At 63.7% G+C, this 23110-nt stretch carries 17 protein-coding genes; all 17 read right to left on the bottom strand.

What is annotated here, in order from left to right; translation table 11 throughout:
• Positions 1 to 8: 8 nt before the first annotated feature.
• Complete coding sequence (locus tag H8F01_RS13465) at positions 9 to 1367, bottom strand: BatD family protein (protein ID WP_187055612.1); 1359 nt, start codon at positions 1365 to 1367, stop codon at positions 9 to 11.
• Positions 1364 to 2983 (bottom strand): VWA domain-containing protein, encoded by a 1620-nt coding sequence (locus H8F01_RS13460; protein WP_187055611.1) that lies wholly within the window; start codon positions 2981 to 2983, stop codon positions 1364 to 1366. Before H8F01_RS13460 ends, H8F01_RS13465 begins: the two co-directional genes overlap by 4 nt.
• Positions 2983 to 4008: a VWA domain-containing protein gene (locus tag H8F01_RS13455; protein WP_187055610.1), complete on the bottom strand. Its 1026-nt coding sequence runs from the start codon at positions 4006 to 4008 to the stop codon at positions 2983 to 2985. Before H8F01_RS13455 ends, H8F01_RS13460 begins: the two co-directional genes overlap by 1 nt.
• A complete protein-coding gene (locus tag H8F01_RS13450) occupies positions 3995 to 4498 on the bottom strand; it encodes a DUF4381 domain-containing protein (protein ID WP_187055609.1) in 504 nt (167 codons plus the stop codon). The genes H8F01_RS13455 and H8F01_RS13450 overlap by 14 nt, the downstream gene beginning before the upstream one ends.
• A 5-nt stretch (positions 4499 to 4503) precedes the next feature.
• Positions 4504 to 5454 carry a DUF58 domain-containing protein gene (locus H8F01_RS13445; RefSeq protein WP_187055608.1) on the bottom strand — a complete coding sequence of 317 codons (951 nt, stop codon included), beginning with the start codon at positions 5452 to 5454 and terminating at the stop codon, positions 4504 to 4506.
• Positions 5455 to 5465: 11 nt separating this feature from the next.
• The gene (locus H8F01_RS13440; RefSeq protein WP_187055607.1) at positions 5466 to 6449 is read right to left on the bottom strand and encodes an AAA family ATPase; all 984 of its coding nucleotides are present in this window, start codon (positions 6447 to 6449) and stop codon (positions 5466 to 5468) included.
• Between the two features lie 31 nt (positions 6450 to 6480).
• The gene (locus H8F01_RS13435) at positions 6481 to 8961 is read right to left on the bottom strand and encodes a fused MFS/spermidine synthase (RefSeq protein ID WP_238480980.1); all 2481 of its coding nucleotides are present in this window, start codon (positions 8959 to 8961) and stop codon (positions 6481 to 6483) included.
• A gap of 176 nt (positions 8962 to 9137) precedes the next feature.
• Entirely contained in the window at positions 9138 to 10751 is a 1614-nt protein-coding gene (locus tag H8F01_RS13430) for an arylsulfatase (protein ID WP_238480979.1), read from the bottom strand.
• A gap of 594 nt (positions 10752 to 11345) precedes the next feature.
• Positions 11346 to 11894, bottom strand: coding sequence for a DUF4344 domain-containing metallopeptidase (locus tag H8F01_RS13425; protein ID WP_187055604.1), 549 nt, complete (start codon positions 11892 to 11894; stop codon positions 11346 to 11348).
• A 24-nt stretch (positions 11895 to 11918) separates the two neighbouring features.
• On the bottom strand, positions 11919 to 12467 hold the full coding sequence (locus H8F01_RS13420) for a hypothetical protein (RefSeq protein ID WP_187055603.1): 549 nt from the start codon (positions 12465 to 12467) through the stop codon (positions 11919 to 11921).
• A 350-nt stretch (positions 12468 to 12817) separates the two neighbouring features.
• Complete coding sequence (locus tag H8F01_RS13415) at positions 12818 to 14482, bottom strand: arylsulfatase (protein ID WP_187055602.1); 1665 nt, start codon at positions 14480 to 14482, stop codon at positions 12818 to 12820.
• A gap of 97 nt (positions 14483 to 14579) precedes the next feature.
• Positions 14580 to 15545, bottom strand: a complete 966-nt coding sequence (locus tag H8F01_RS13410; RefSeq protein WP_187055601.1) for an HAD family hydrolase — start codon at positions 15543 to 15545, stop codon at positions 14580 to 14582.
• Positions 15546 to 15953: 408 nt separating this feature from the next.
• A complete protein-coding gene (locus H8F01_RS13405; protein ID WP_187055600.1) occupies positions 15954 to 16493 on the bottom strand; it encodes an NADPH-dependent FMN reductase in 540 nt (179 codons plus the stop codon).
• A 137-nt stretch (positions 16494 to 16630) separates the two neighbouring features.
• On the bottom strand, positions 16631 to 18163 hold the full coding sequence (locus tag H8F01_RS13400; protein ID WP_187055599.1) for a CehA/McbA family metallohydrolase: 1533 nt from the start codon (positions 18161 to 18163) through the stop codon (positions 16631 to 16633).
• A gap of 74 nt (positions 18164 to 18237) precedes the next feature.
• The gene (locus tag H8F01_RS13395; RefSeq protein WP_238480978.1) at positions 18238 to 21036 is read right to left on the bottom strand and encodes a TonB-dependent receptor; all 2799 of its coding nucleotides are present in this window, start codon (positions 21034 to 21036) and stop codon (positions 18238 to 18240) included.
• 127 nt (positions 21037 to 21163) lie between these two features.
• The gene (locus H8F01_RS13390; protein ID WP_187055598.1) at positions 21164 to 22279 is read right to left on the bottom strand and encodes a FecR family protein; all 1116 of its coding nucleotides are present in this window, start codon (positions 22277 to 22279) and stop codon (positions 21164 to 21166) included.
• Positions 22272 to 22787 (bottom strand): RNA polymerase sigma factor, encoded by a 516-nt coding sequence (locus H8F01_RS13385; protein WP_187055597.1) that lies wholly within the window; start codon positions 22785 to 22787, stop codon positions 22272 to 22274. The genes H8F01_RS13390 and H8F01_RS13385 overlap by 8 nt, the downstream gene beginning before the upstream one ends.
• Positions 22788 to 23110 lie beyond the last annotated feature (323 nt).

The following is a 23110-nucleotide window of genomic DNA, read 5'->3' as shown; positions in this document are numbered from 1 at the left end:
CGTGCCGCTCACCCTGTCGGGTTCAGCGGTGGCAAGGCAGGTCGATGCTGCCAGCGTCGCAAGCCGTGCTTCCAGCGACGCCGTGCCGCGGCGAGCCCGTCGACCATCGCCGGGGCGGACCATGCCTGCACGCCTTGCCCGTACAGGGCGTCCTGCAAGGCATTCCACTGGCCACCCAGCGCTGCATCGCCGTACTGATCGGCCCAGGCGGTAACGCTGGCGGGTGCGCCATCGTCGGCTGCCCGGCGGACCCAGGTATCGACGGCCGCCGCAAAGATCGCCGCTGAACTGGCATGGCGTTGCCGGGAGAGCGCGCGGAATGCCGCCGCTTCGGAATGGCGCCGGCGGTATCGCCATGCTTTCCACCGTGCCCACTGCCGCTGGCAAGCCTCGCGGAAGTACCAGGCCAGGCCGGCCAGCACGCACAGCAGCACGACCGCAATCCCCGTGTCGCTGGAAAACCATTCGATCATCCGGGGCATGAAGCCGCGCTGCGGCAATGCAAAACGCGGCTTGGCCGGGGCGCCCCACCAGGCATGGAAATGCACGGCGGGAACGGTACTCTCGCGCCACTCCCGCGTCTGGCTGTCCATCCAGCGCAGGGTGATCGCCGGAAGGGTGTAGCGCCCCCGGCGGTCGATGACATAGCTGGCGGTGTCCACGCGGCTACCGCCAACGAAACCACCGTGATTGTCGACCGCATCGCGGGTGATCGGCGATGCGCCGTAGAGCGTGAGCCCGCCAATGGCTGGAAATTCGGTAGGCGGCAACATCATCGCCGGTGCGCCTTCCGCGGAGATCTCCACGCGACGCGTTACGGTATCGCCAACATGCAGCCCTTCGCCCGAAGGCGTCACGGTCTGCGTCACCTTCAACGAGCCGGCAATCAGCGCTTCGGTGACGCCCGCCGGCAGCACCAGCGCGCGCACCTGCAACGCGAGCGGCGTGGTCTGCACGGACACCGGGGTCTTGTCGGCCCCAAGATGAGCCGTGATCTCGAACGAAGGAATCTCCATCGCACCGGACATCAGCGGCGTGATCAGGTAGGTGCGCGACACGCCGGACCACGTTTGCCCATCGATCGTCTTCACCAGATGCCCCGGCGTTTCGTCGGACAGCGACAGGTACGCGCCATCCACGTGCAGCTCGGGCAGGAGCGGCGCGTCGGCGAAGAAATCCGGCGTGAGGATGTCCACCACGATGCGCGTGGTTTCCCCCTGCATCAGCGTACCGGCGGGCTCCTGATGCACCAGCACCCGCATCGGTGGCTGTGCAGGGAGCTGGGCCGGCGGCGGCTCATCGGCGTGCGCCGCCACGGCGATCACGTACAGCAGGCTCAGCAACCAGGTCTTCATGATCACGCTCATGGCACGCTCGAAGCCGACGCCGGTGCAGGCGTGGCGGGAGGGAGCGGACTGTTCTCGATGCTGAACTTGGTGCGCAGGAACTCAGCCGGCGACACATCGAGGTTGCGCATCCAGACGTTGGCGGGCAGCTGGGCCGGGCGCTTGGCTTCAACCTGGGTGGTCGCCTTGCCCTTCTTGCCTTCCTTGTCCTCCTTGATCTTGTCCGGCTTGGAGTCATCATCCTCATCTTCCGGAGGCACCTGCTCACGCTGTTTCATCAGCTGTTTCATCAGGCGCAAGTTGGCCTCGGCCGCGGGAAACGGATGACGCATGCGCAGGGCTTCGTTGTAATCGTCGATGGCTTCCTGATACTCGAACTGGCGCGCATAGCTGTTGCCGGACATGAACCTGGCGTCCGCACCGGGCAAGGTTTCGAAGATCTTCTGCGCCTCGTCGTAGCGACCATGCTGATACAACGCCCAGCCCTTCCAGTACGGGTTCTGGAAGTGTTCCGACGCCCGTCCGAAATCCCGGTGCTCGTAGTACCACCGCCCTTGCTGGTCGGGCGTAAAGAACCAGTCCGCCACGTGCCAGTCGGCCGCGGCGGCCGGCGATGGCACGGCACCCAGCCCCAGGCAGCCGAACACGAATACCCAACGCACCACCCAGCCCCGACGGAACCAGAACAGGGCCAACAGCACGAGGGGATAGCTCAGGTAATAGCCATATTCCTTCCAGTGCTGGGTGGTCTTGTCGTTGACGAGCTGCAGGTGGTGCACGGCCTCGCGCTGCACCCACTGCATGTCCTGATTGCCCGAGGTGATGCTTGCCAGGGGCACGTGCGCCTGCGACGAGAGGCGTTGCAGTGCGTTGTCGTCGAGCTTGGCGATGATGGGTGCACCGTCCGGTCCGGTCTGGATGCTCCCGTTGGCGGCGCGCAATGCGCCTCCCTCCGTGGTGCCTACGGCCAGCATCAATACCTGCTGCCGCGAATGCTGGTGGTGCGTCAGGAAAGCCGGGATCTGCGCATCGTCGAAACCACTGGTGAAGAACACGATGGTGCCCGGATCAGACTCGGCATCGAGCAGGCGATCAGCCAGCGCCAGCGCTGCGCCGGCATTCATGCCCTTGCCCGGCAGCAGGTCGGTGCTCAGCGCGGACAGGAACATCTCCATCAGCGCCGCGTCATCCGTGGGGGGCAACACCATGTGTGCCGTGTTGGTATAAACAATAAGCCCGGTGCGGCCACCGACGCGCAGCGCCATCAGGTCGCGCACTTTCTGCTTGGCGCGCTCCAGCCGCGTCGGCGAGACATCCATGGCGTTCATCGCCGGCGAAAGGTCCAAGGCGACCATCATCGGCGCGCGATCCTCCGCGAACGGCGGCGACTCCAGCTCCCAGGTCGGTCCTGCGCAGGCAATGCTGCCGAGCATGAGGGCGGCGCAGAGCAGGTGAATGGGGCGCGGCCGCCAACGTTCGCTATCGCCCACCACCAGGTGCGCCAGAAGATGCGGCGCGATCATGCCCTTCCAGCGCTGCAGCGGGTCATTGCGCCGCCGCCACCACCACAACAACAAGGGACCAAGCGGCAGCAACAGCAGCCACAGCGGACGGATGAAATGAAAGCCCTGATCCATCACCCGCCTCCCTGCGTTTCAGCGGCGGGCCCGGGCGTTGTGCGGTGGCGCGCCAACGGGGCAAACAGTCCAAGCATCAGCAGGTGATAGGCCACCATCAGCAACAAGGCCGCGCCCAGCGGCACGTAGTACAGCTTGAGCTTGGGACGATAGACCGAGTGCTTCACCTTGCTTGGCGTCATGCGATCGAGCAGGCCATAGATGTCGGCAAGCTGCTCGCGGTTTTCACCGCGGAAACTCCGCCCACCAGTGGCGGCGGAGATGCGCTGAAGCGCCGCCAGGTCCACCTTGTTTTCGCCCTTGGCCTCCGGGTCGCCGATACCGATGGTATGGATGACGATATGGTTGGCCTTGGCGATCTCGGCGGCCTTCTCTGCCGGAAGGCGGCCTGCGGTGTCGTTGCCGTCGGTGAGCAGGATCAGCACGCGCTCGCGTTGTTGCGAATGCTCGGTCATCTTCACGGCAATGCCTATCGCATCACCGATCGCCGTCTGCTGGCCCGCCATGCCCACGCGCAACTCATCGAGCAACTCGCGCACCGCTACGTGATCCAGCGTGAGCGGCGCCTGCGGGAAGGCGTTGGTGCCGAACACGATGAGCCCGATACGATCGGTGGTGCGGCGGCGGATGAAGTCGTCCACCACGCCTTTCACCGCATCGAGGCGGGAAATGCGCTGCCCTTGCGGGTCGAGGAAATCCGGCGTGGCCATGGAGCCGGACAGATCGATCGCGAGCAGAAGGTCGCGCGCAGACTGCGTGCGTTCGATCGGCGGCTCCAGTCGCTCCGGACCTGCCAGCGCCAGCACCACCAGCACCCAGCACAACGGCGCCAGCACGCGACGCAGCCAGTTGCCCCGCAGCACCACGGCGCCATGTGCCGGCTTCAGCCCCGTGGCCTTGGTCAGGTCCTCGAAGAACGGAACGCGGATGGCCCGGGTCCGCTCGCCATACGGCGGAAGCAGCCACCACACCAGCAGGGGCAGCGGAAGCAGTGTCAGCAGCCAGGGATACTCAAGCTGCAACATGACCGTCGACCCATTGATGAAGAAGCGACATCAGCGCCGCAAGCTCGTCGTTGCCGATTTTGCCCTGCCCGTAAGCAAGGGTATCGAGCTGGCGCCCCGGTCCCTGCAGGAAGCCGCCGGCCGGATAGGTACCGTCGAGGTAGCGCAGCCAGGCGTCGCCGCTCATCGGCCCCACCTCCTGTCGCGGCGCCCAGGCAAGCACCGTGCGCTTCACCAGCACGGGAATCGCCGCCAATGCGTCCTCCCGGGTGGAAGGATCGGCCGCCGCACGCTCGATGGCGACCAGTTCGGCCTGTGCTTCGCGACGGTAGCGATTGCGCCACCATTTTCGCCATTTGAAGAACGCAACCACCAGCACGCCCAGCAGGAGGATCCCGCCAAGCACCCACCAACCCGTGGTCTGCGGCATGTAGGACACGGGCGCCGGCGCCGCAATCTCTTTCAGGTCGGCAATGGAGGCCATCGGGGGCTTGTCGGCGAGCCAGTACATGCCAGTCATCCTCGCATCAGCGCGAAATGGCCAAGCATGCGCGCCACCTGCAGCAGCGTGGGCTGTTCGGTATCGATGGCCAGCGTGGGCACGCCACAGCGCTGCACCAGGTCCACCGTCTGCTCCAGGCGATCGTTGAACATGGCGCTGAGAGGCTCGCGGATGCCCTTGCGATCGAAATCCAGTTCGACCTGCAGCTCGCCCTCGGTGACGACGATCGTGCCGCGATCGGGTATGGCCCGCGCCGAGGGATCAAATACCAGCGCAGCGATGACGTCGTTGTGGGTTGCCAGTTCGCGGATGAGCTTGAGCGTCTGTTCGTCCGCGCCAAGAAAGTCGCTGACAATGCAGACCAGATAATCGTGCGTCGCCAGATGGAGCGCCGCGCGCAGGGCGGCATCCAGCTGCCCCGGGTTGATGCGCGCCGGGCTGTCGGCCCGCAAGGCCTGATTGCTTTGCGCGAGTGCGCCCAGCACCGCCTGCACGCGCGAACGGCTGCGATGGGCCCGAATGCTGTGGATGTCCGTATCGTCGAAGATCACCGCGCCGGCGCGGTCGCCCGCCTGAAACGCCATCCACGCGCCCAGCGCGGCGACTTCCGCCGCCACCACCGACTTCATCGCGCGGCGCGTGCCGTAGAACATGGACATGCGCTGGTCCACCACGTACAGCGTGGGGCGGTCGCGCTCTTCGGTATACGAGCGCACCATCGCGTGCCCGACACGCAAGGAGACCTTCCAGTCCAGATGACGGATGTCGTCGCCGGGCACATAGGCGCGGATCTCGTCGAAATTGAGGCCGCGGCCGCGCAGGCGCGAGGCATGACGCCCGGCAAGAATGCTGTGGTGCGGGCGGTGCGGCGTGGCGCGAAGTCGCCGCGCGTCATATTCCATACGCGCCAGATGCGCAGGCGTCACGTAAACCGTTCCCACATCGCTGGCTGCTATATCCGCCATGACTGCGACCCTCAGGCGGGCACCGCCACCAGCTCCAGGATCTTGTCCAGCACCTGATCGGCGGAAATGCCTTCGGCGCTGGCGTCGTAAGTGAGGATGAGGCGATGGCGAAGCACCGGGTGGGCCATGGCGCGAACGTCATCCGGCGTCACGTGGTCGCGGCCTTCCAGCCACGCGTGGACGCGCGACGTGCGCTCCAGCGCAATGCCGCCACGCGGACTGGAGCCGATCTGGATCCAGCTTGCCAGTGTCTTGTCGTAGTTGGCCGGGTGCCGCGTGGCATCGACCAGCGCCATGATGTACTGCTCGATGGCCGGCGCAACGTGCATGCCATGGATTTCGCCGCGGGCCTCGAAGATGCTCGCCGGCTCGATGCGTGTAGCCTGCGCGCCGGCAGGGTTCGACGAAGAGGCGCCCACTTCTTCGCTGCGCACCAGTTCCAGCACGCCGATCTCGCTGTCCTTGTCCGGGTAATCCACCAGCACCTTCATCAGGAAGCGATCGAGCTGGGCTTCGGGCAGCGGATACGTGCCCTCCTGTTCGATGGGATTCTGCGTGGCCATCACGATGAACAGGTCGGGCATCTTGTGGGTGGTGCCCGCCACCGTGATCTGCCGTTCCTCCATAGCCTCGAGCAGCGCCGCCTGTACCTTGGCCGGCGCACGATTGATCTCGTCAGCGAGAATGACGTTGCCGAAAATCGGGCCCGGCTGGAACTGGAAGACGTTCTGGCCGCCCTGCTGGTGCAGCACTTCGGTGCCGGTGATGTCGGACGGCAGCAGGTCAGGCGTGAACTGGATGCGGCGCATCTCGGTATCGAGGTTTTTCGCCATGCTCTTCACGGCACGCGTCTTGGCCAGGCCCGGCAGGCTTTCCAACAACAGGTGACCGTTGGCCAACAGGCCGACGATCATCTGACGGATCAGGTCACGCTGGCCGATGATGGAGCTTTCCATCTGCGTCTGCAGGGTAGCCACTGCTTCTTTCGCGTTCATGCGTCCTCGCATTTCCCTTGCCGGGTGTGGATCACGGACCGCCACCGGCAATCCAGCGGTAATAGGGGTTGTCGCCGTCGGCCTGCATGACCAGGCCGAGTGCCTCGGACCATTGGTCACGATCACCCTGGTACGCGGCCAAACCTGACGCATAGAAGGTGAACAGCACGTCGCGCTGGCGATGCATCGCCTCCGTGAGCTCCGGAGTCGCGCCACGCACGACGGGTTCCGTGCGCAAGGTCACCAGTTCGGGAAGCACGCGGACCAGCTCGTTGTGTCGCACCCAGGTGGCGTATTCGATGCTGGGCCGGTTGTCCGTCACCGGCGGCGTGTTGCCCGCGTAACGCTCAAGGCCCTGCCGGTCGGTCACCCACGTTGCCAACAGCGCGGCCGGCGTGGCGACGCCCACTTCGCCTAGCGACTTCGCCACCGAAGGCTGGTTGAAGCGCTGTTCGATCTGTGCCGCATCGAGCTCGATCGGGTCGTTCGAACCGACCAGCAGCATTTCGTGCAGTTCCGTGGTCCACAGCGTGGCGTGCGGGAAGGCATCGAGGAAGGCACGCACCATGGCACGCGAATCCTCGTCGTTCTGTGTCGGCAGCGGCCACCATTGCGCGAGCACGCCACCCGGTGCCAGGCGCTTCGCCGCGAGTTGGTAGAAATCGCGCGAATACAGATTGACCACGCCCGCAGCCGAAGGCGGCGGCGGTTCCAGCGTGATCATGTCGTAGGTCTGTTCACTGGCCAGCAACTCGCGTCGGCCATCGCGCAGCCGCACGTCCAGCCCCGGATCACGGCCCGCGCCATAGTTGCCCTGGAACTGCGACGCGGCGCGCACCACCGCAGGCAACAACTCGGCACATACGCGCGTGGTGAGCCCGGGATACTGCGACAACGCTCCCGCGGTGATGCCGGTGCCAAAGCCGATCACCAGGGCGGAACGGGGTTCGCCGCGGTGGATGATCAGCGGCAGCAGCGCCTGCAGGCGCATGTAGCGCTGCGACGGCAGCGTGTCGCCGGAGTTGGACACGCCCTGGATGTACAGCCGGTGGAAACGGTTGTCGCCCTGTCCCTGCGCCAGCACCGCGACCGTACCGCCGCGACTTTCTTCGTAGAAGGTCAGGTCGCCGCCACGCACCTGGGCAAGCAGCTGCGCCAGCTTCTGGGAGGGCGTCAGTACGGCAGTGACCAGGGCGCAGGCGCCGATGGTCACGACCAGCCAGCGCGAGCGCCCCGGCGCCGTGGAACCCCGGAATACCGCAACCATGCCGACCATGGCAGCCACGATGGCAAGCATGGCCAGCGAACGCACAAGCCCGAACGTCGGCACGAGCACAAACCCGGTCAGGGCGGTGCCCGCGATGCCACCGAGCGTGTTGAGTGCCACCGCCATACCCACGCCGCGCCCGCTCTGCTCCGTTCGTGCGGACAGACGTAGCGCAGCGGGAAACGCCGCACCCAGCAACAGCGTCGGCAACAGCACCACCGCCATAGCAGCCACCGCGAATCGCGCACACATGGCGGCCAGACGGCTGCCCGTCAACGAGGTCACCAGGCTCGCCGTCTGGCTTTGCAGCATGGGCAGCCACCCGCCGAGCAGGCTGACCTGCAGCAATGCCACCAGGCCGGCCAGGGCAATCAATGCACCAAAGGCGAACCAGCCATCACGAACCCGGTCCGCGTAGCGCGAATAGATGGCGCTGCCGATCATCAGGCCGAGCAGGTACACCGTCAGCATCATGGCGAAGGCGAAGGCGCGGGTGCTCATGAACTGCACCACGGTCTGCGACCAGATCACCTCGTAACCCAGCGCAATGCCGCCGGCAATGGCGTAGAGCACCAGCGCGAGACGCGCGGATGACGAGGCGGCCATCACCGCCACAGCGGCGGGAGGCTGCAGCGGTGAGCGACGGCTATCCAGCATCAGCGCAACCATTGCCGCCAGCACATTGATGGCGGCCGCCGCCATTGCCGCTCCCTGCACGCCCAGCGCAGGCAGCAGCACAAACGGCGCCAGCAGCACACCGGCGATCGCACCCGCCGTGTTCGCCGCGTACAGACGGCCGCCGGTACCCGCCACGCTTTCTCGAGCGCTGGCGCGCACCAGCACGGGCAGCGTGCCACCCATGGCAACGGCGGGCACACCCACGAGCACGAACGGCAGCAGCCACGCCAGCCATCCCGTATGCGCCTGCAAGGTGGCAAACAGCGCCGCGCTGTGCGCAAGCAACAAGGTGGACCCAACGGCCAGCAAGGCGATGCCACCTTCCAGCCACGCATAAAGACGCAAGGGGCGGTCAAGTTGATCCGCACGTCGACCAAACCAAGCGCCGCCGACGGCGAGTCCCGCGAAGAACGCGCTCACTGCGATGGTGACCGCATAAACCTCGACACCCACCACCAGCGAGAGCTGCTTGATCCATAGCAACTGGTAAACCAGCGATGCGGCGCCAGAACCGAACAGGAGCAAGGCGGACCAGACTCCGGTCGAGGAGAAGGTAGGCACAGCCACAAAGGCTTTCTGTCCAGCAGGAGGAGACTTCATCGCAGGCATGCAACTCGCGCGAGACCAGGGACGTCCCGAGTATAGGGAGGAATCAGCGCGTGACACGCTACTTAAGTAAGATTGAATTACGTAGAACTACGGAAACGGGCGACGCAGACGCCGCCCGTTTCCGGCTTGCTGGTTTACTTGCCCTGCTTCTCGAGCATCTGGCGCTTCAGTGCCTCGGTGGCCTGGTCAATCGTGAACGATGCCGGGATCTGGCTCGGCGGATACGCCTTGAAGGTATCCATCATCTTGAAGGCACGCAGATTGCCATCGACCGCGAGGTAAATATTGTCGGTCATCCACTTGTAGTACCCGTTGGTGGGGCCGATATCCGCACGCTCGTAGGGATCCATGCGCAGATTGAAGATCTTCGGAATGCGCCCGCAGCTGAACTGATCGATCCAGATCTGCAGGCCGCCGGGAGCGCGCTGCTCACAGAACTGCACCTTCCAGGCCGTGGGCGTGGTGGCATCCTTCGACAAGGTATCGAATCGGACCGCCATGAGCTGCGCGTCGTCGTTGAAATAGAAGAACTCGGTACGCGGAGCCACGTTGGTCTTGCCAGTGAGGTACGGCAGGAAGTTATAGCCGTCCAGATGCACTTTGAAGGTCTTGCCACCGATACTGGTGCCCTTCAGCAGCTTGTTGGTGATGTCCGCATCGCCTGCGGCCGCCACCAGCGTGGGGAACCAGTCAAGACCCGACATCAGCGTATTGCTGACAGTGTTGGGGCGGATATGACCAGGCCAGCGCACGATGCCGGGCACGCGGAAAGCACCTTCCCAGGTGGAGTCCTTTTCGCTGCGGTACGGCGAATTGGCGGCATCCGGCCAGGTAAAGAAGTTCGGGCCGTTGTCCGTGGTGAACACCACGATGGTGTTCTTGGAGACGCCCGCCTCTTCCAGCGTCTGCAGGAGCTTGCCGACGTTCTGGTCCATTTCCCACATGCCGTCGGCGTAATCCTGGCCTGCACCGAGGCCCGCCTTGCCGTGATAGTCAGGACGGATATGCGTGAACATGTGCATGCGCGTGAAGTTCATCCACACGAAGAACGGCTGCTTGCCGTCGGCCTGCTTTTTGATGAACGACATGGCGGCGCCGGTCGTTTCATCATCGAAGGTCTCCATGCGCTTGCGGGTCAGCGGGCCGGTATCCTCGATCTTGCCGTCCGCGTAGGAGTGGATCACGCCACGCGGGTTGTAGACCTTGAGGAACTCCGGATCGTTGCCCGGCCAATAGGGGCGCTCAGGCTCTTCTTCCGCATTCAGGTGATAAAGATTGCCGAAGAACTCGTCGAAACCATGATTGGTCGGCAGGAACTCATTGCGGTCGCCCAGATGGTTCTTGCCAAACTGGCCCGTGGCATAGCCCATGGACTTCAGTACCTGAGCGATGGTGACGTCACGCGGCTGGAGGCCGATGGGCGAACCCGGTGTGCCCACCTTGGAGAGGCCCGTACGCAGCACGTTCTGGCCAGTGATAAAGGTGGAGCGACCCGCGGTACAGCTGTTCTCGCCGTAGTAATCGGTGAAGATCATGCCTTCGCGGGCGATGCGGTCGATGTTGGGCGTGCGGTAGCCCGACACGCCCATCGTGTAGGCGCTGATATTGGCGATACCGATATCGTCACCGAAGATGACGAGGATATTCGGCTTCTCGCTGCTGGACGTCGATTCGGACGGGGCGGCCTGCGCGTTGACGGACGCGGGCTGCATGGTGAACGCGGCCGCAGCGATAACGGCTGTTGCCATCACCGATGCGAGCGACCTTATCAAGGCGCTTCGTTTCCATGATTGAAACATGAGGTACTCCTGGGTTGCTTGACTGCGCGATGCAGACGACGTCGATGACCACCCACCATCAACCGGCCAAAACCGCTGTCGCGGGCGAGTGAGCACCCATCGCGGCTACTTGCCGGTCACCGGCGGATGCCTGCCTCTGGAGCGCGTTTGAACGTGGGGTGAGTAGGCTGCCCAAGATTGTTCGTTCGCTACATCACGCATGAGCTACACGGTGTGTAGGCAAACCTCCCGCTGCCACTTCTGCGCGAGAAACCTCCCTAAGAAAACGGAAAACCCCATCCGTACTCAGGAGCGGTCACCGCATGCGGCATCTTCCGATTGCGCATGAACTCGCTTGAAAAACCCATCATGGCCTGTCGCGCAACGACGCCTTCTATGGAACCAGACAACGCCCATGGCTCCACGGGCAGCGCGAAACGCCCGGGATGGACCACGCGGGCACGGGTGAGTCAGACGTAGTCACCGACGTAGCCGATACTTTCCTCCACGGCGCCGCGCGCTTCATCGTGATCGAGATACTCGAGCATGATCGCAACCGCCAGTTCATCGGCGGATGTCTCCTCTCTGCCCCGTAATGGGCAGATCGAGTTCGCGGATCAGCGCATGGCCAAGCTCGTGCAACATGATGAAGCGCAGAGCCCCTGACAGATAACGACTGATAAACGCCCTGCCCAACTTTTCTTCGCGCGCGATCGTCTCTCCCTTGGCAAGAATGTCCTTGATGATCTCGTAACACAGCACGAGCTCTGCCTTCGGCTGCAATAAGAAGGCCTTCTCCTGCTGACACTCCGCGGTGACGAAGTGAAGCGGCCGGGGTAGCACGAAGCGTCCGTCGGTGGCTCTTACCTCCACCAGGTTCTGAAACACGTCCATCTCGCGCACCAAGGCGTATACCTGCTTGAGCGTGGGATCGTGCGGAGGCGCGCATTCATAGGAGTAGACCGTTCCCGGAACGCCCTCCCCCGCGGAAGGTGGCGCCGCGGGACTGAACCTTTTCCACCATATGCCGGCCGCCGGGGTGCCAACGGCAGAAAACAGGCACCGGCCGATGATTGCGGCGATCCTTCGGGGTTGTCGGGCTTTCACGGTCATTCACGGCAACCGGTTTACCCGGAGTCAGAAGAAGAAGACAAGAATCAGGACAGTGACAAGGAAAAGGATGGCGATGGCGCCATGGAGCTTCCTCGGGCTGAAGAAAGCGATGAGCGGAAGCGCTGCCAGGGTGAACTGAACGCCTGTCCAGAAGGAAAGCGGATTGGCTTTCCAGTACAAGGCGTTCTCGCAGACCATTTCCAAGTAATAAACACTAATGACCAACAAGGCCCAGTGGCCATGGCGTTCAAAGAGCTCGCGCGAGTCCTCCCCGTTACGCAATTCGTTGATCGGCAGGATCATGACGGCGGCCGAATACAACAGCAACGGCGGCACCAGGAGCATCAGGAAAACAGTAAACGACCAGGGATCGACCGCCTGCAAGGCATTCTGTAGATCCCACCATTGCTGTAGTTCCAACAGAAAGATGCAAGCCGCCCAGACCAGAGGAATCCAGTCGGGCCGCCCAAGATCCCGCGACCTGACGCTGGCTGCGACACTGGTAAGGACGCGGGCCACGCCAAGGCCCACCATCATGCCAAGCGTGACCGAGGCCCATTGTTGTTGCGACATAAGCGGCACCGAATGCACGGAAATCAATCAAGCCCCTTGCGGGCCGGCGGCCATGCTATGAATCCCGCCCATGTCGCTCTATCAGTGCATTCTGATAAATGCCCCGGATTCTCGGAATGCCGTGCAACGCATGGCAAGACACCGCCTATATGCCAGCGCACCATCCAGCGCAGCCGCGCGCGCAAGCCTGGACATGGGTCGCCACGAGGAACCCCGCACCGGTCGGCGCATACGAGGCCGGGGCCAAGGCGAGCAAAAAATGCCGCCCAGCAACGCAAACTGCCCGCACAGGGCGGGCAGTTGCAACACACCACGGGACGGCAACATCCCTGTTGCCTTTGTTCCCGCGCTTACTTGCCTTCTTTCTTCAGCTGCATCTTCATCGCTTCGACCGCCTGGTCGATCGTGAACGAGGCCGGGACCTGGCTCGGCGGGTAGTCCTTGTAGGTCTGCAGCAGCAAACCTACGCGACGGCTGGCCTCGAAGAGCAGGTAGACGTTCTCCGTCACCCACTGGTTGTAGCCGTTGGTCTGGCCGATGTTGGCGCGCTCGTACGGGTCCATGCGCAGATTGAACAGGCGCGGCGTACGCAGGCAGGTGAACGGCTCCTGCCAGATATCCAGGCTACCCTGGGCCTTCTGCTCGCAGAACACGGCCTTCCACGCATCCGGTCGCTGGCCACCCTTGCCGACCGCATCCCAGCGAACGGCCACGATTTCCGCGTCGTCGTTGAAGTAGAAGAACTCGTGTCGAGGCGACTCGTTGGTCTTGCCCGTGAGATAGGGCAGGAAGTTGTAGCCGTCCAGATGCACCTTGAACGACTTGCCGCCAATGCTGTCGCCCTTGAGCAGCTTGCTGGTGATGTCCGGATCGCCGGCGGCAGCCACCAGGGTCGGGAACCAGTCAAGACCCGAGATCAGCGCATTGCTGACCGTGTTGGGCTTGATGTGACCCGGCCAGCGGATCATGGCCGGCACACGGAACGCGCCTTCCCAGTTGGAGTCCTTCTCGCTGCGGAACGGCGAGTTGGCGGCATCCGGCCAACTGAAGAAGTTCGGGCCGTTGTCGGTGGTGAAGATGACGATGGTGTTCTTGGTGATGCCGGCGTCATCGAGGGTCTTGAGCAGCTTGCCGACATTCTGGTCCATTTCCCACATGCCGTCGGCGTATTCGTGGCCTTCGCCGAGGCCGGCCTTGCCGGTGTTCTCCGCACGGACGTGGGTGAACATGTGCATGCGGGTGAAGTTCATCCACACGAAGAACGGCGACTTGGCATCCGCCTGCTTCTTGATGTACGAGATCGCCGCACCGGTGGTCTCGTCGTCGATGGTCTCCATGCGCTTCTTGTTGAGCGGGCCGGTATCCTCGATCTTGCCGTCCGCGAAGGAATGAATCACGCCGCGCGGGTTGTAGCTCTTGAGGAAGTCCGGGTCCTTCGGCCAGTACGGACGCTCGGGTTCTTCTTCGGCGTTGAGGTGGTACAGGTTACCGAAGTATTCGTCGAAGCCATGCTTGGTCGGCAGGAACTTGTCCTGGTCACCCAGGTGGTTCTTGCCGAACTGCGCGGTGGAGTAACCCATGCCCTTCAGCGCCTGGGCGATGGTCACGTCACGGTCCTGCAGGCCCACCGGCGCGCCGGGAACGCCCACCTTGGACAGACCCGTGCGCAGCACGTTCTGGCCGGTGATGAAGGTGGAACGACCCGCCGTACAGCTGTTCTCGGCGTAGTAGTCGGTGAAGATCATACCGCCGCGGGCAATGCTGTCGATGTTGGGCGTGCGATAGCCCACCAGGCCCATCGAATAGGCGCTGATATTGGACTGGCCGACGTCATCGCCAAAGATCACCAGGATGTTTGGCTTGCCGTTGTCCGAGCCCTGTTCCTGCGCATCCTGCGCCGGCTGGGCCCTTACGGTGGGGGGTTGGATGGTCACCGCCGCCACGACGAGCAGAGCCGTCGTGACTACGGTAGTCAGTGATTTCAACAAGGTACTGCGCTGCCACGGGCGAAACATGGGGGGTTCCTCCTTCTGTTTACGACTGCGCGGGGCAGCCACCAGTGATCACGTCATTCCTTCCTCAAGGCGTCAGCGTCGGCGCCGTCGTGTCGAGCTACTGCTTGTCTGCCGGGTAGATGGTTTTCCATTCGTTCTTCATGTCCACCACGGTCCAGCCTTTGGCGCCGGCTTCGTCCAGCGCCTTGTCCAGCGTGCCCACCTTGGACTGACGGTCGTAGGCGTACTCGCGGTCGGCATCGGTGTGGTGGACCAGGCCAGCGAAGCGGGCGCCATCGCCTGACGTCGTCCACTCAAGCATCTGTTGATCGCCGTCGGAATTGCCGAAAGCAAAGATGGGTTTTCGGCCAATGAAACGTTCGATGCCCACCGGCTTGCCGGCGTGGTCATCCACCAGCACCACCTTGGGCTGCTTCATCAAGACCGGCTTGCCGTCCTGCAACTCGAACGTGAGCTCGCTTTCGCTGCCGATCACCTGTTCCGGGGGAATGCCATAGACCGACTCCGTCCAGGCGCGCATGAAATCCTGCCCGCCACCGGACACGATGTACGTCTTGAACCCGTTGTCGCGCAGGTAATGCAACAGCTCCAGCATGGGCTGGTACACCATCTCGGTGTACACGCGCTTCGTCTTGGGATGACGCGCGGTGGATACCCACTGCTTCACCCGTCTTGCGAATTCGTCGGTGGTCATGCCGGCATGGGTCGCGGCGACCAGTTCAAGCGCACCCTTCTCGCCCGTGGCAGCCACGCCCTTCATGTCGCCCGCCAGCGCAGATTTGAACGGCTCGGTGGTTTTCCACTCCGGATGCTGCGGCGACAGCGCCCTCACCTGGTCCAGCGCGAAGAACACTTCAGAGTAGACCGGCTGCTCCGTCCACAAGGTGCCGTCGTTGTCGAACACGGCAATGCGTTCGGCCGGCTCGACGAAATCGGGCGATCCCTGGGTGGTGACCTTCTTGACGAACTCCTCGATGTGCTGCTTCGACGGGCCGTCATTCCAGGACGGGAGGGGATCCTGCGCGGCCAGGCAGGCCTGCGCCCATGCCAGTGCGCCCAGCATGAATAAGCCAAACCAGCGGCTCTTCCCGTTTCTGTGTGCCTTCGTTCCCGCGTTACCAGATCGCCTTGCTAAAAACATCAGTACCTCTCCCACTCGATTCCATCGCGACGACTGGCAATGGCCCCTCAACGCTGACTGCCACGATTCGTAATGGACGCAGCCCACGATCATGCGTCCTGCGTAGGCAAGCACTGACAGTGCCGGCCAGTACGCACGGTCGCGGATTTGGAGAACACTGACAATTCGGGAGACTACGTAGGGGTGCTACGAAAAATTACGGTTTTGCGGAGCGCGTCGTCAGGCATTCGCGCGTCACCGCAGCGTGACGATGAGATGAAGACAATCCATTCAGCGCCGTGCTGAGCGCGACCGTCACTGGCCGCCATCCGCATAGCGTGGGAGCCTCGGTCATCCGCCTTGTCGCGAACGGATCGCCGTCGTCAGGTCGGTCAGGAAGCGAGCCACCTGTGATGCCTGCGTGGGCTCGGCGATCAGGGCGGCGATATCCTCGGGGTGCTTGCCGACCAGCGGCATGCGCAGGAACACGTGGGGAAGGAAACCATCGCTGACGGTGGCCAGCACGGTGCGCAGCGATGCCAGCATCTCGTCGCCGCGATGGGAGGCATGGGCCAACGCGATAGGCTTGCCGATGATCTCGAAGCGGGAAACCATCCAGTCGATGGCGTTCTTCATGCCACCGGGAATGGAACGCACGTATTCGGGGCTGGCAATGATGATGCCGTCGGCCTTGCCGATCTGCTCAAGCAAGCGAAGCACCGCCACGGGCGTCTTCTCGCCTTCGGCATCCGGCGAGAACACGGGCAAGGTGTCCAGGCGATGGAAAATCGACAGCTCCACGCCATCCGGCGCGAGGTGCTTCATCGCGTGCAGCAGGGCAGTGTTGGTGGAATCCTGGCGCGCGCTGCCAGAGATGGCCAAGAGCTTCATGTCGACCTGATCCTGGAAGGGCTTTTTCCGGGGAATCCATCACGGGCCGCCTTTCATGCAAAGGCGGCGCTGCATTATAGGTAACGTGACAATTTTCGCGACGGGGAGGTGCGGTATCGCTCCCCTCCCCGCCCGGCTCAGTCGTTCAGATAAACCGGATTGCCCACGATCAACAGCGTCCCGTCCGCCGCGCGCACGTTGGCGCGCAACCAGTGCCGCTTGCCGTCGCCCGACCACGCGAAGGAAAGTGCCTGATCCGCGCCGTGGATCGCCAGGTCGCCCTTCGGCTGCACCACCTTGCCGTCGACAATGATTTCCGCGTGCGCACCAGCCATGCCCTTTGCATGCATGGTCACCTGCACGGTGCTTCCCCGTGGCGCCCGAAGCACATCGCCCATCTCCGCAACGTGGCCGTCAACCGCGGCAACGAAATCGAAGCTGCGATCCGGCTTGCCCTGCGTATCGATATAGACATGGCCCGCGCGTATCGCCTCGACTATTGCCTGCATCGACAACTCACTCGCATGCACCACCGTCGTGGGAATGCCGATGGGAGTGCTTCCACCCGGCGTCGGCAACGGCAGCCTCGCGTCGTGACTGTCGCTGCCGCCGATGCCGGTCAGGTGGAAGCCCTTGTTGAGCTGCTCCTGCCAGAACGCGATGCCGCTGAAGATCGGGCTCAGGGAGTCCATGCCGTTCACCGCCTCGATGGCCTGCACCCGATGCATGTCCACCGGTTGCGTCGGCGTCCAGCCACAGCCCATGCAACGCTCGTCGTTGGGGCGGATGGGATGGTTGATGGAGAACACGCCATGCAGGGTTTCCGCCTGCGTGAGCAACGCATTCCAGTCCGGCACGCCCTTGCTGCCAAGGCGGAAATCCAACGGCTCGCTGCTGCCAAGCAGGTTGCCATGCCCCTGGAAGGTAGTGACCTCGCGCGAGGGTATAAGCAGCAGGCGGTCGTAGTACGGCTGCAGTTCGCGGATGTCATTGGCCTGCGACACGGCGTTGTGGTCGCTCAGCGCGATGAAGTCCAGCCCGCGTCGCGCGGCATCTTCCACCGTCAAGGACAGCGGACACGGCACGCGCGCATCGCCGCTCATCGATTTGCAGCTGCCGTCGCTGTGCGCACCGTGCATGTGCAGGTCACCGCGATACCAACCGGCCCCTGCGCGCAGTGGCGGATTGAGCACCGCCGGCAACCAGGCCGGATCACCCGGATGGCCGAACCAGATCTTCGCGGTGTAGTCCGACGTGGATGCCGGACGGATATTGGGAATGCCCAGCAGAAGATGCCAGCGGCCCGGCTCGATCGGTCCGGGCGAAAACGACGGCGTGGCATCCACCGTGCCCACGGTGAAGAGCCGTTTGCTGCCCCCTGTCCAGCCACGCAGGCCTTGTGGCCCATGGAAGCCCTGCGGATCTTCCAGTCCAAGGTCGATGGCCGTATGTTCCTCGCGACCGCTGTATTCAAACTGCACGGTGATGCGGTTGACGCCCACCGGCACATCGAAAGGCACTTCGCGATAGGTGTGAATATCGCTGCCGGTCAACTGGCCGTGCAGCACCAGGTCGGGCGCCGTATCGGTGGCGCAGGCGACGCCAAGGACGGCCAACCACAGCGCCACCAGCCCGAGGAACCGGTACGGACAGCGGGAATGTTCATTCATGACTTGCTTCCTGAAGCAGCAGACATCGTCCTGCACGCCGCCATGCGGTGCGGCGCGCAGGACGCCAGACGTCGTCAGAACCTATACATCACCGAAGCACGGAACGAGCGGCCCAGCAAGGGTCGGGCGATGAACACGCTCTTGGTCGCGTCGCTGCTGGCCAGTTCGCCGGCACGCGGATTGCCTTCGGTAAGGCCCAGCGAGTTGTTCAGGTTATCGGCGTAGAAGAAGAACGACAGCTCCGGCGTCATCTGGTACCGGGCGCTGAAGCCAATGGTGTGGTACTGCGGCAACACCACGGAATTGGCGGTATCCACGTAGCGACGGCCTTCGTACTCGTACGTCATCTGCAGCCGCAGCCTGTCGTTCAGCAGGTTGAACCCCGGCACCACGCGGAAGCTGTTCTTCGGCACGCGGATCAGCTGGTTGTCGTCGTAATCGAGCAACACCGGGGCATTGTTGGTCACCGTGGTGTAGCTCAGGCCCTTGTACTTGGGATCCTGGATGGTCGCCGTGTACTGCACGTCAAACCATTTCGTCGGGTAGAAGGTGCCTTCCAGCTCCAGGCCGTAGGTTTCCGTGTCCGCATAACCCGTCTGCGGCGTGGATACGCCGGTGTTCGGATTGAACACGTAGTTGCTGAAGCTCACGTTGTTGTACTTGGTGTAGAACAGCGTGGCGTAGGCATCCATCCAGCGATTGCTGAACTTGTAGCCCATCTCCGGCAGGATCATCGTCTGCGTGATCGGCGTCGCCGTCGGCGTGGTGATGTACGAGCTCAGGTTGGGCAGGCGGAAGGTGGACGTGTAGCGCGCGAATACGCCCTGATGGTCGCTGAACTGGTAATTCGCACCCAGCGTCCAACCCAGCTTGTTGAAGCTGTGGTCATAGTCCACGTACTGGCCGTTGCCGGTGAGGATGTTGCTGGTGGGTGGCGTGCCCAGGTTCACGTTCTGCGACAGCTCGGTCCAGCCCGTCGTGTTCACGCGTTCCCAGCGCACGCCACCGTCGATGCGCAACGTGTCGTTGACTTGCCACTCGTCGGAAACGTAGAAGGCATGGGTATTGGATGTGCCGCTGGCGTGCGCCCACTCGTAGCCGTAGCCGTAGATGCCGCCATTGGTCAGCTTGCCCAGCGCATTGCCGTTGGCATCCACCGCGACCACGTCCAGCAGGCGCGCATTGTTGGTGGCGGTGAGGATGGCCGTGGACGAATAGCGATCGAAGCTCTGGTTGAAGTGCGCGTAGTAGTAGCCCAGCGTCACGTCATGCGTCTGGTCGCCGAACTCGAACTTCCGCAGCAGGCGCGTGTTGCTGGTGAATTCGTTCACCGGCATGGTGATGCCACGCAGGCCGCCAAGCACCACCAGGCCGTTGTTCGGGCTTCCATTGAACGCCTGGCCGTTGTCCACGTAGCGCAGCTGCATGCCGGCAGCATTGGGGTAGTACTTGGCCAGCTGCGTCTGCGCGGTGGTGAAGAACGCCCCGGTGGTCTCCACGGCATTCGGATACACGCCGTTGCGCTGGGTGTCCGTGTCGCTGTAGCGCAGGTCTTCGGCGATCTTCCAGCCGCCGCCGAGGTTGTAGTCGAACTTGGTGGTGAACTGCGTGCGCTTCACCTGGGTGCCCAGGCTGTTGTCGAAGTTGTACAGGCTGCCGTTGCCCTGGATCATCTGGACATGTTCGGTTTCCGGGCCGGCCAGGGTGCCGTAGTTGCCGTTGAAACCGGGCACCGCGACCAGATCGCCACTGCCGTTGCGGTACATCGGAATACCCAGGTCCAGCGCAACCTTGTCGTCCAGGCGCTTGATGTCGAAACTGATACTGCCTTGCTCGAACTGCCTGGAGAGCGTGGCGCGCAGCTGGCCACCCTGGTCATTGGTGAACCCCGGGCTGCGGATGCCGTTGTCCTGGCGCCAGAAGCCACCCGCGCTCAGCTTCCAGCCGTCACCGATGGGCGTGCCGTACCAGAAATCCAGGCGATTGAGGCTGTAGTTGCCCACGGTGTACTTGACCAGCCCCTCGGCGGTATCACCCACCTGACGAGGAATGAAGTTGATGGCACCGGCCGGCGCATTGGAATAGAAGATCGACGACGGACCACCACGCACCACTTCGATGCGGTCGATGGTTTCGTCCAGGCGGAACGACTGGTCGGCATTGAGATAACCCAGCGCCGGATCGTGCTGCACGGGAATGCCGTCTTCCAGCAGGTTCACCGAGCCATAACCGTCCACCGGAATGCCGCGTGCACGGATGTTGCCGCTGGCTTCGCCACCGGATGCCTCCACCCAGAAACCGGGCACCGACTTCATGGCCTCGGTGACGCTGGTGGGGTTCTGCATGCGCAGGCGGTCTTCATCGATGGTGGTGATCGAGTAGCTGGTCTGTGCCTTGGTGCGCTCATCCACGCCGGAACGCGCCGTCACCACGACCTGATCGAGGTCCTTGGCCGTCTTGCCGTTGCCGGGGGTTGCCGTGGCTTGGTTGACCAGCCCATCGCCTGCGCTACCGGCCGTCGTCACCGCAGCGGAGGCCGGATTGCCCGCATTGGCTGCCCCGTTTCCCGGGATGATCGACACCGTGTTCGGCGTGACGAGACGGTAGGTCAGTCCCGTACCCGCCAGCAGCTGGCGCAGCTGCTGCTCCGGCGCGAGCCCGGCTTCCGCGCCGGGGCTGCGGATGGAGTCGGGAATATCCGAACCGTAGACCACCTGCATGCCTGCTTCGTGCGAGAAGCTCTCCAGTGCCCTGGACAGGGGCATGGCGGCGATGGCGGTGGTGTGGGCGGTGTTGCCGGCCTGGGCAAACGCGCCCAGCGGCAGTCCGGCGCCGAGCGCCAGAGCAATATGGAAGGCCAAACGATGTCGCATGTGATGGGCAACCTTGAGTGAGGTAATCGATGGCCGGCGTGCAACGCGCGTGGCGTTTTCGCCGGCCCATACCTTTCAAGAGTCCTCTTTCACGGAACCGGGTACCCCCGATTGCGTGAATCTTTTCTTACAGGCGGCCAGCTTTCGTGTCAGTGGTGTTGGAGGCCACGATGCGCACGCGGTCCTTCTCGTCGATCACGCGCACATCGGGAAGCGTTGCCAGGTAAGCCGCAAACGCCTGCGGGTTGTCCGCATGGAAGATGCCGCTGATGCGTTCTTCCGCAATGCGATCGTTCTCGATTACCAGTGGCCGCGTGGTGTACGCGTTGAAGCGGCGTGCCACATGGCCGATGGTTTCATGCTGGAAGCGGATATCCGCCGGCAGCCATGCCGTAGTCCTGGCCACCTGCGCCGGTTCCTTCGGCCCCACGCCCGCGCTCGTCAGCGCGATCCGCTGCCCCGCGGTGAGATCAGCCACCGCGACACCACCCAGCAGCGACGCGTCGAAACCCGCCTGCTCGGTGACCGGCGCATTGAGCACGCGCACGCGCCCGCTGATGACGGTAAGCATGTCGCCGCCCGCGGCGCGCTTCACGTCGAACACGGTGCCGATATCCTGCAGCACATGGCCACCCACGTTGACCAGCATGGGGCGCGCCGCGTCCTTGCCCACGTCGAACAGGGCATTGCCGCGCAGCACATCGATGCGGCGGAAGTGTCCGTCGAAATGCACGTCGATAAGGCTGCCATGGTCCAGCTGCACCAGCGTGCCATCGGGAAGCGTCACCGAACGCACGGAAGCGCCGTCGGCTGCATAGCTCCGTTCGACATAGCCGTTGGCGGAGCGCCACGGCCCCACCACCAGCCACGCCAGCACCACGGCCGCAGCCAGGGCAGCCACGCCAGCCATCGTGCGCCGCGCCCGGCGGGTACGTGGCGCCCGCGGTTCCGGCATGGCGCTGGCCATTGTGGGAAACATCACCACCGGGTTGTCGCTGCTGGCCTGTTCGACCAGTTCCTCCGCCGTGATGGTCTTCAGCGCGGCGGCCGCCTTGACGTCGCCATGCATCTGCACCACGGCGAAGTATTCGGCGACATGCCGCGGCGACGTGCGCAGCCACTTGAGGAACGCCACGCGCTGGCGATCGCTCAGCGGCTCCTGCTGCTCGATGTACCAGGCCACCGCCTGCTCGGTGATGCGCCGTGCCTGCCGCGCGGCATCGAACTGCGAGGAATCACTCATAGTCGGCCATCCTTTGCCTGCATGCCGCCAAGCCTTTCACAATGTACTTCTTCACCATGTTGGTCGAGATGGACATGCGCTCGGCAATCTCCCGATACGACAGGTCATCGCGGTAATGCATGATGAGCACGGCCTTGCACTTGGGCGACAGATGCTCGATCAGCACGCCCAGGCGCTCCTGGCGCAGCTCGCTGTCCATGTCCGCTTCGAGGTTGGTCGGCGCCACGAGTTGCTCCACCACCTGCTCCAGCTCGTCGCTGCCCAGCGGCTGCTGCTGGCGGAGCACGGCATGCTCTTTCACCAGGTTGGCCGCCACGGTGAACAGGTAGGCCTCGGGACTGCGGATGTTGGCCGCGTCGTCGGGCCCGATGCGCAACAGGCGGAGGTAGACCTCCTGCACGAGGTCCTGCGCATCCCAGCGATGGGACACGCGGCGCAGGAAATACTTGCTCAGCGTCGCCCCCTTCTCCGCGAACAACGCCGACCATGCCCCATGCTTTTCGCGCACCCCGCCTCCTCCGACCGTGTTCGCCGAGGAAGGCTACGGCTCCAAGACGCCCGGGAGCCTAGGGGCCAGTGATGACGGATGTGTGAAAGCCGCGGCCGCCGCCCCCGGCCTTGACCGCTTATCGACCCCTCTACGGGGCCACGGGCGACCCTTTTCCGGGGGTTTCGGGGCCTGATGCGTTGGACTATTTCGACGCAGTGCAGCAAAACCTACCGGCGACGCGTCAAGGCTGACGCGATCGGGGGTCAGGCTGGCGAAATCCAGCTGCCAACGGACTCCCCGGCCCCTCGGCATCGCGGCGTCGTGAAGGCTGCTGCTTGGAT

This window comes from Dyella telluris (genome assembly GCF_014297575.1).
In the GTDB taxonomy this organism is placed as follows: Bacteria; Pseudomonadota; Gammaproteobacteria; order Xanthomonadales; family Rhodanobacteraceae; genus Dyella; species Dyella telluris.
Note: the sequence above shows the minus strand (reverse complement) of the source record. Positions and strands in the feature narration are given on the sequence as shown.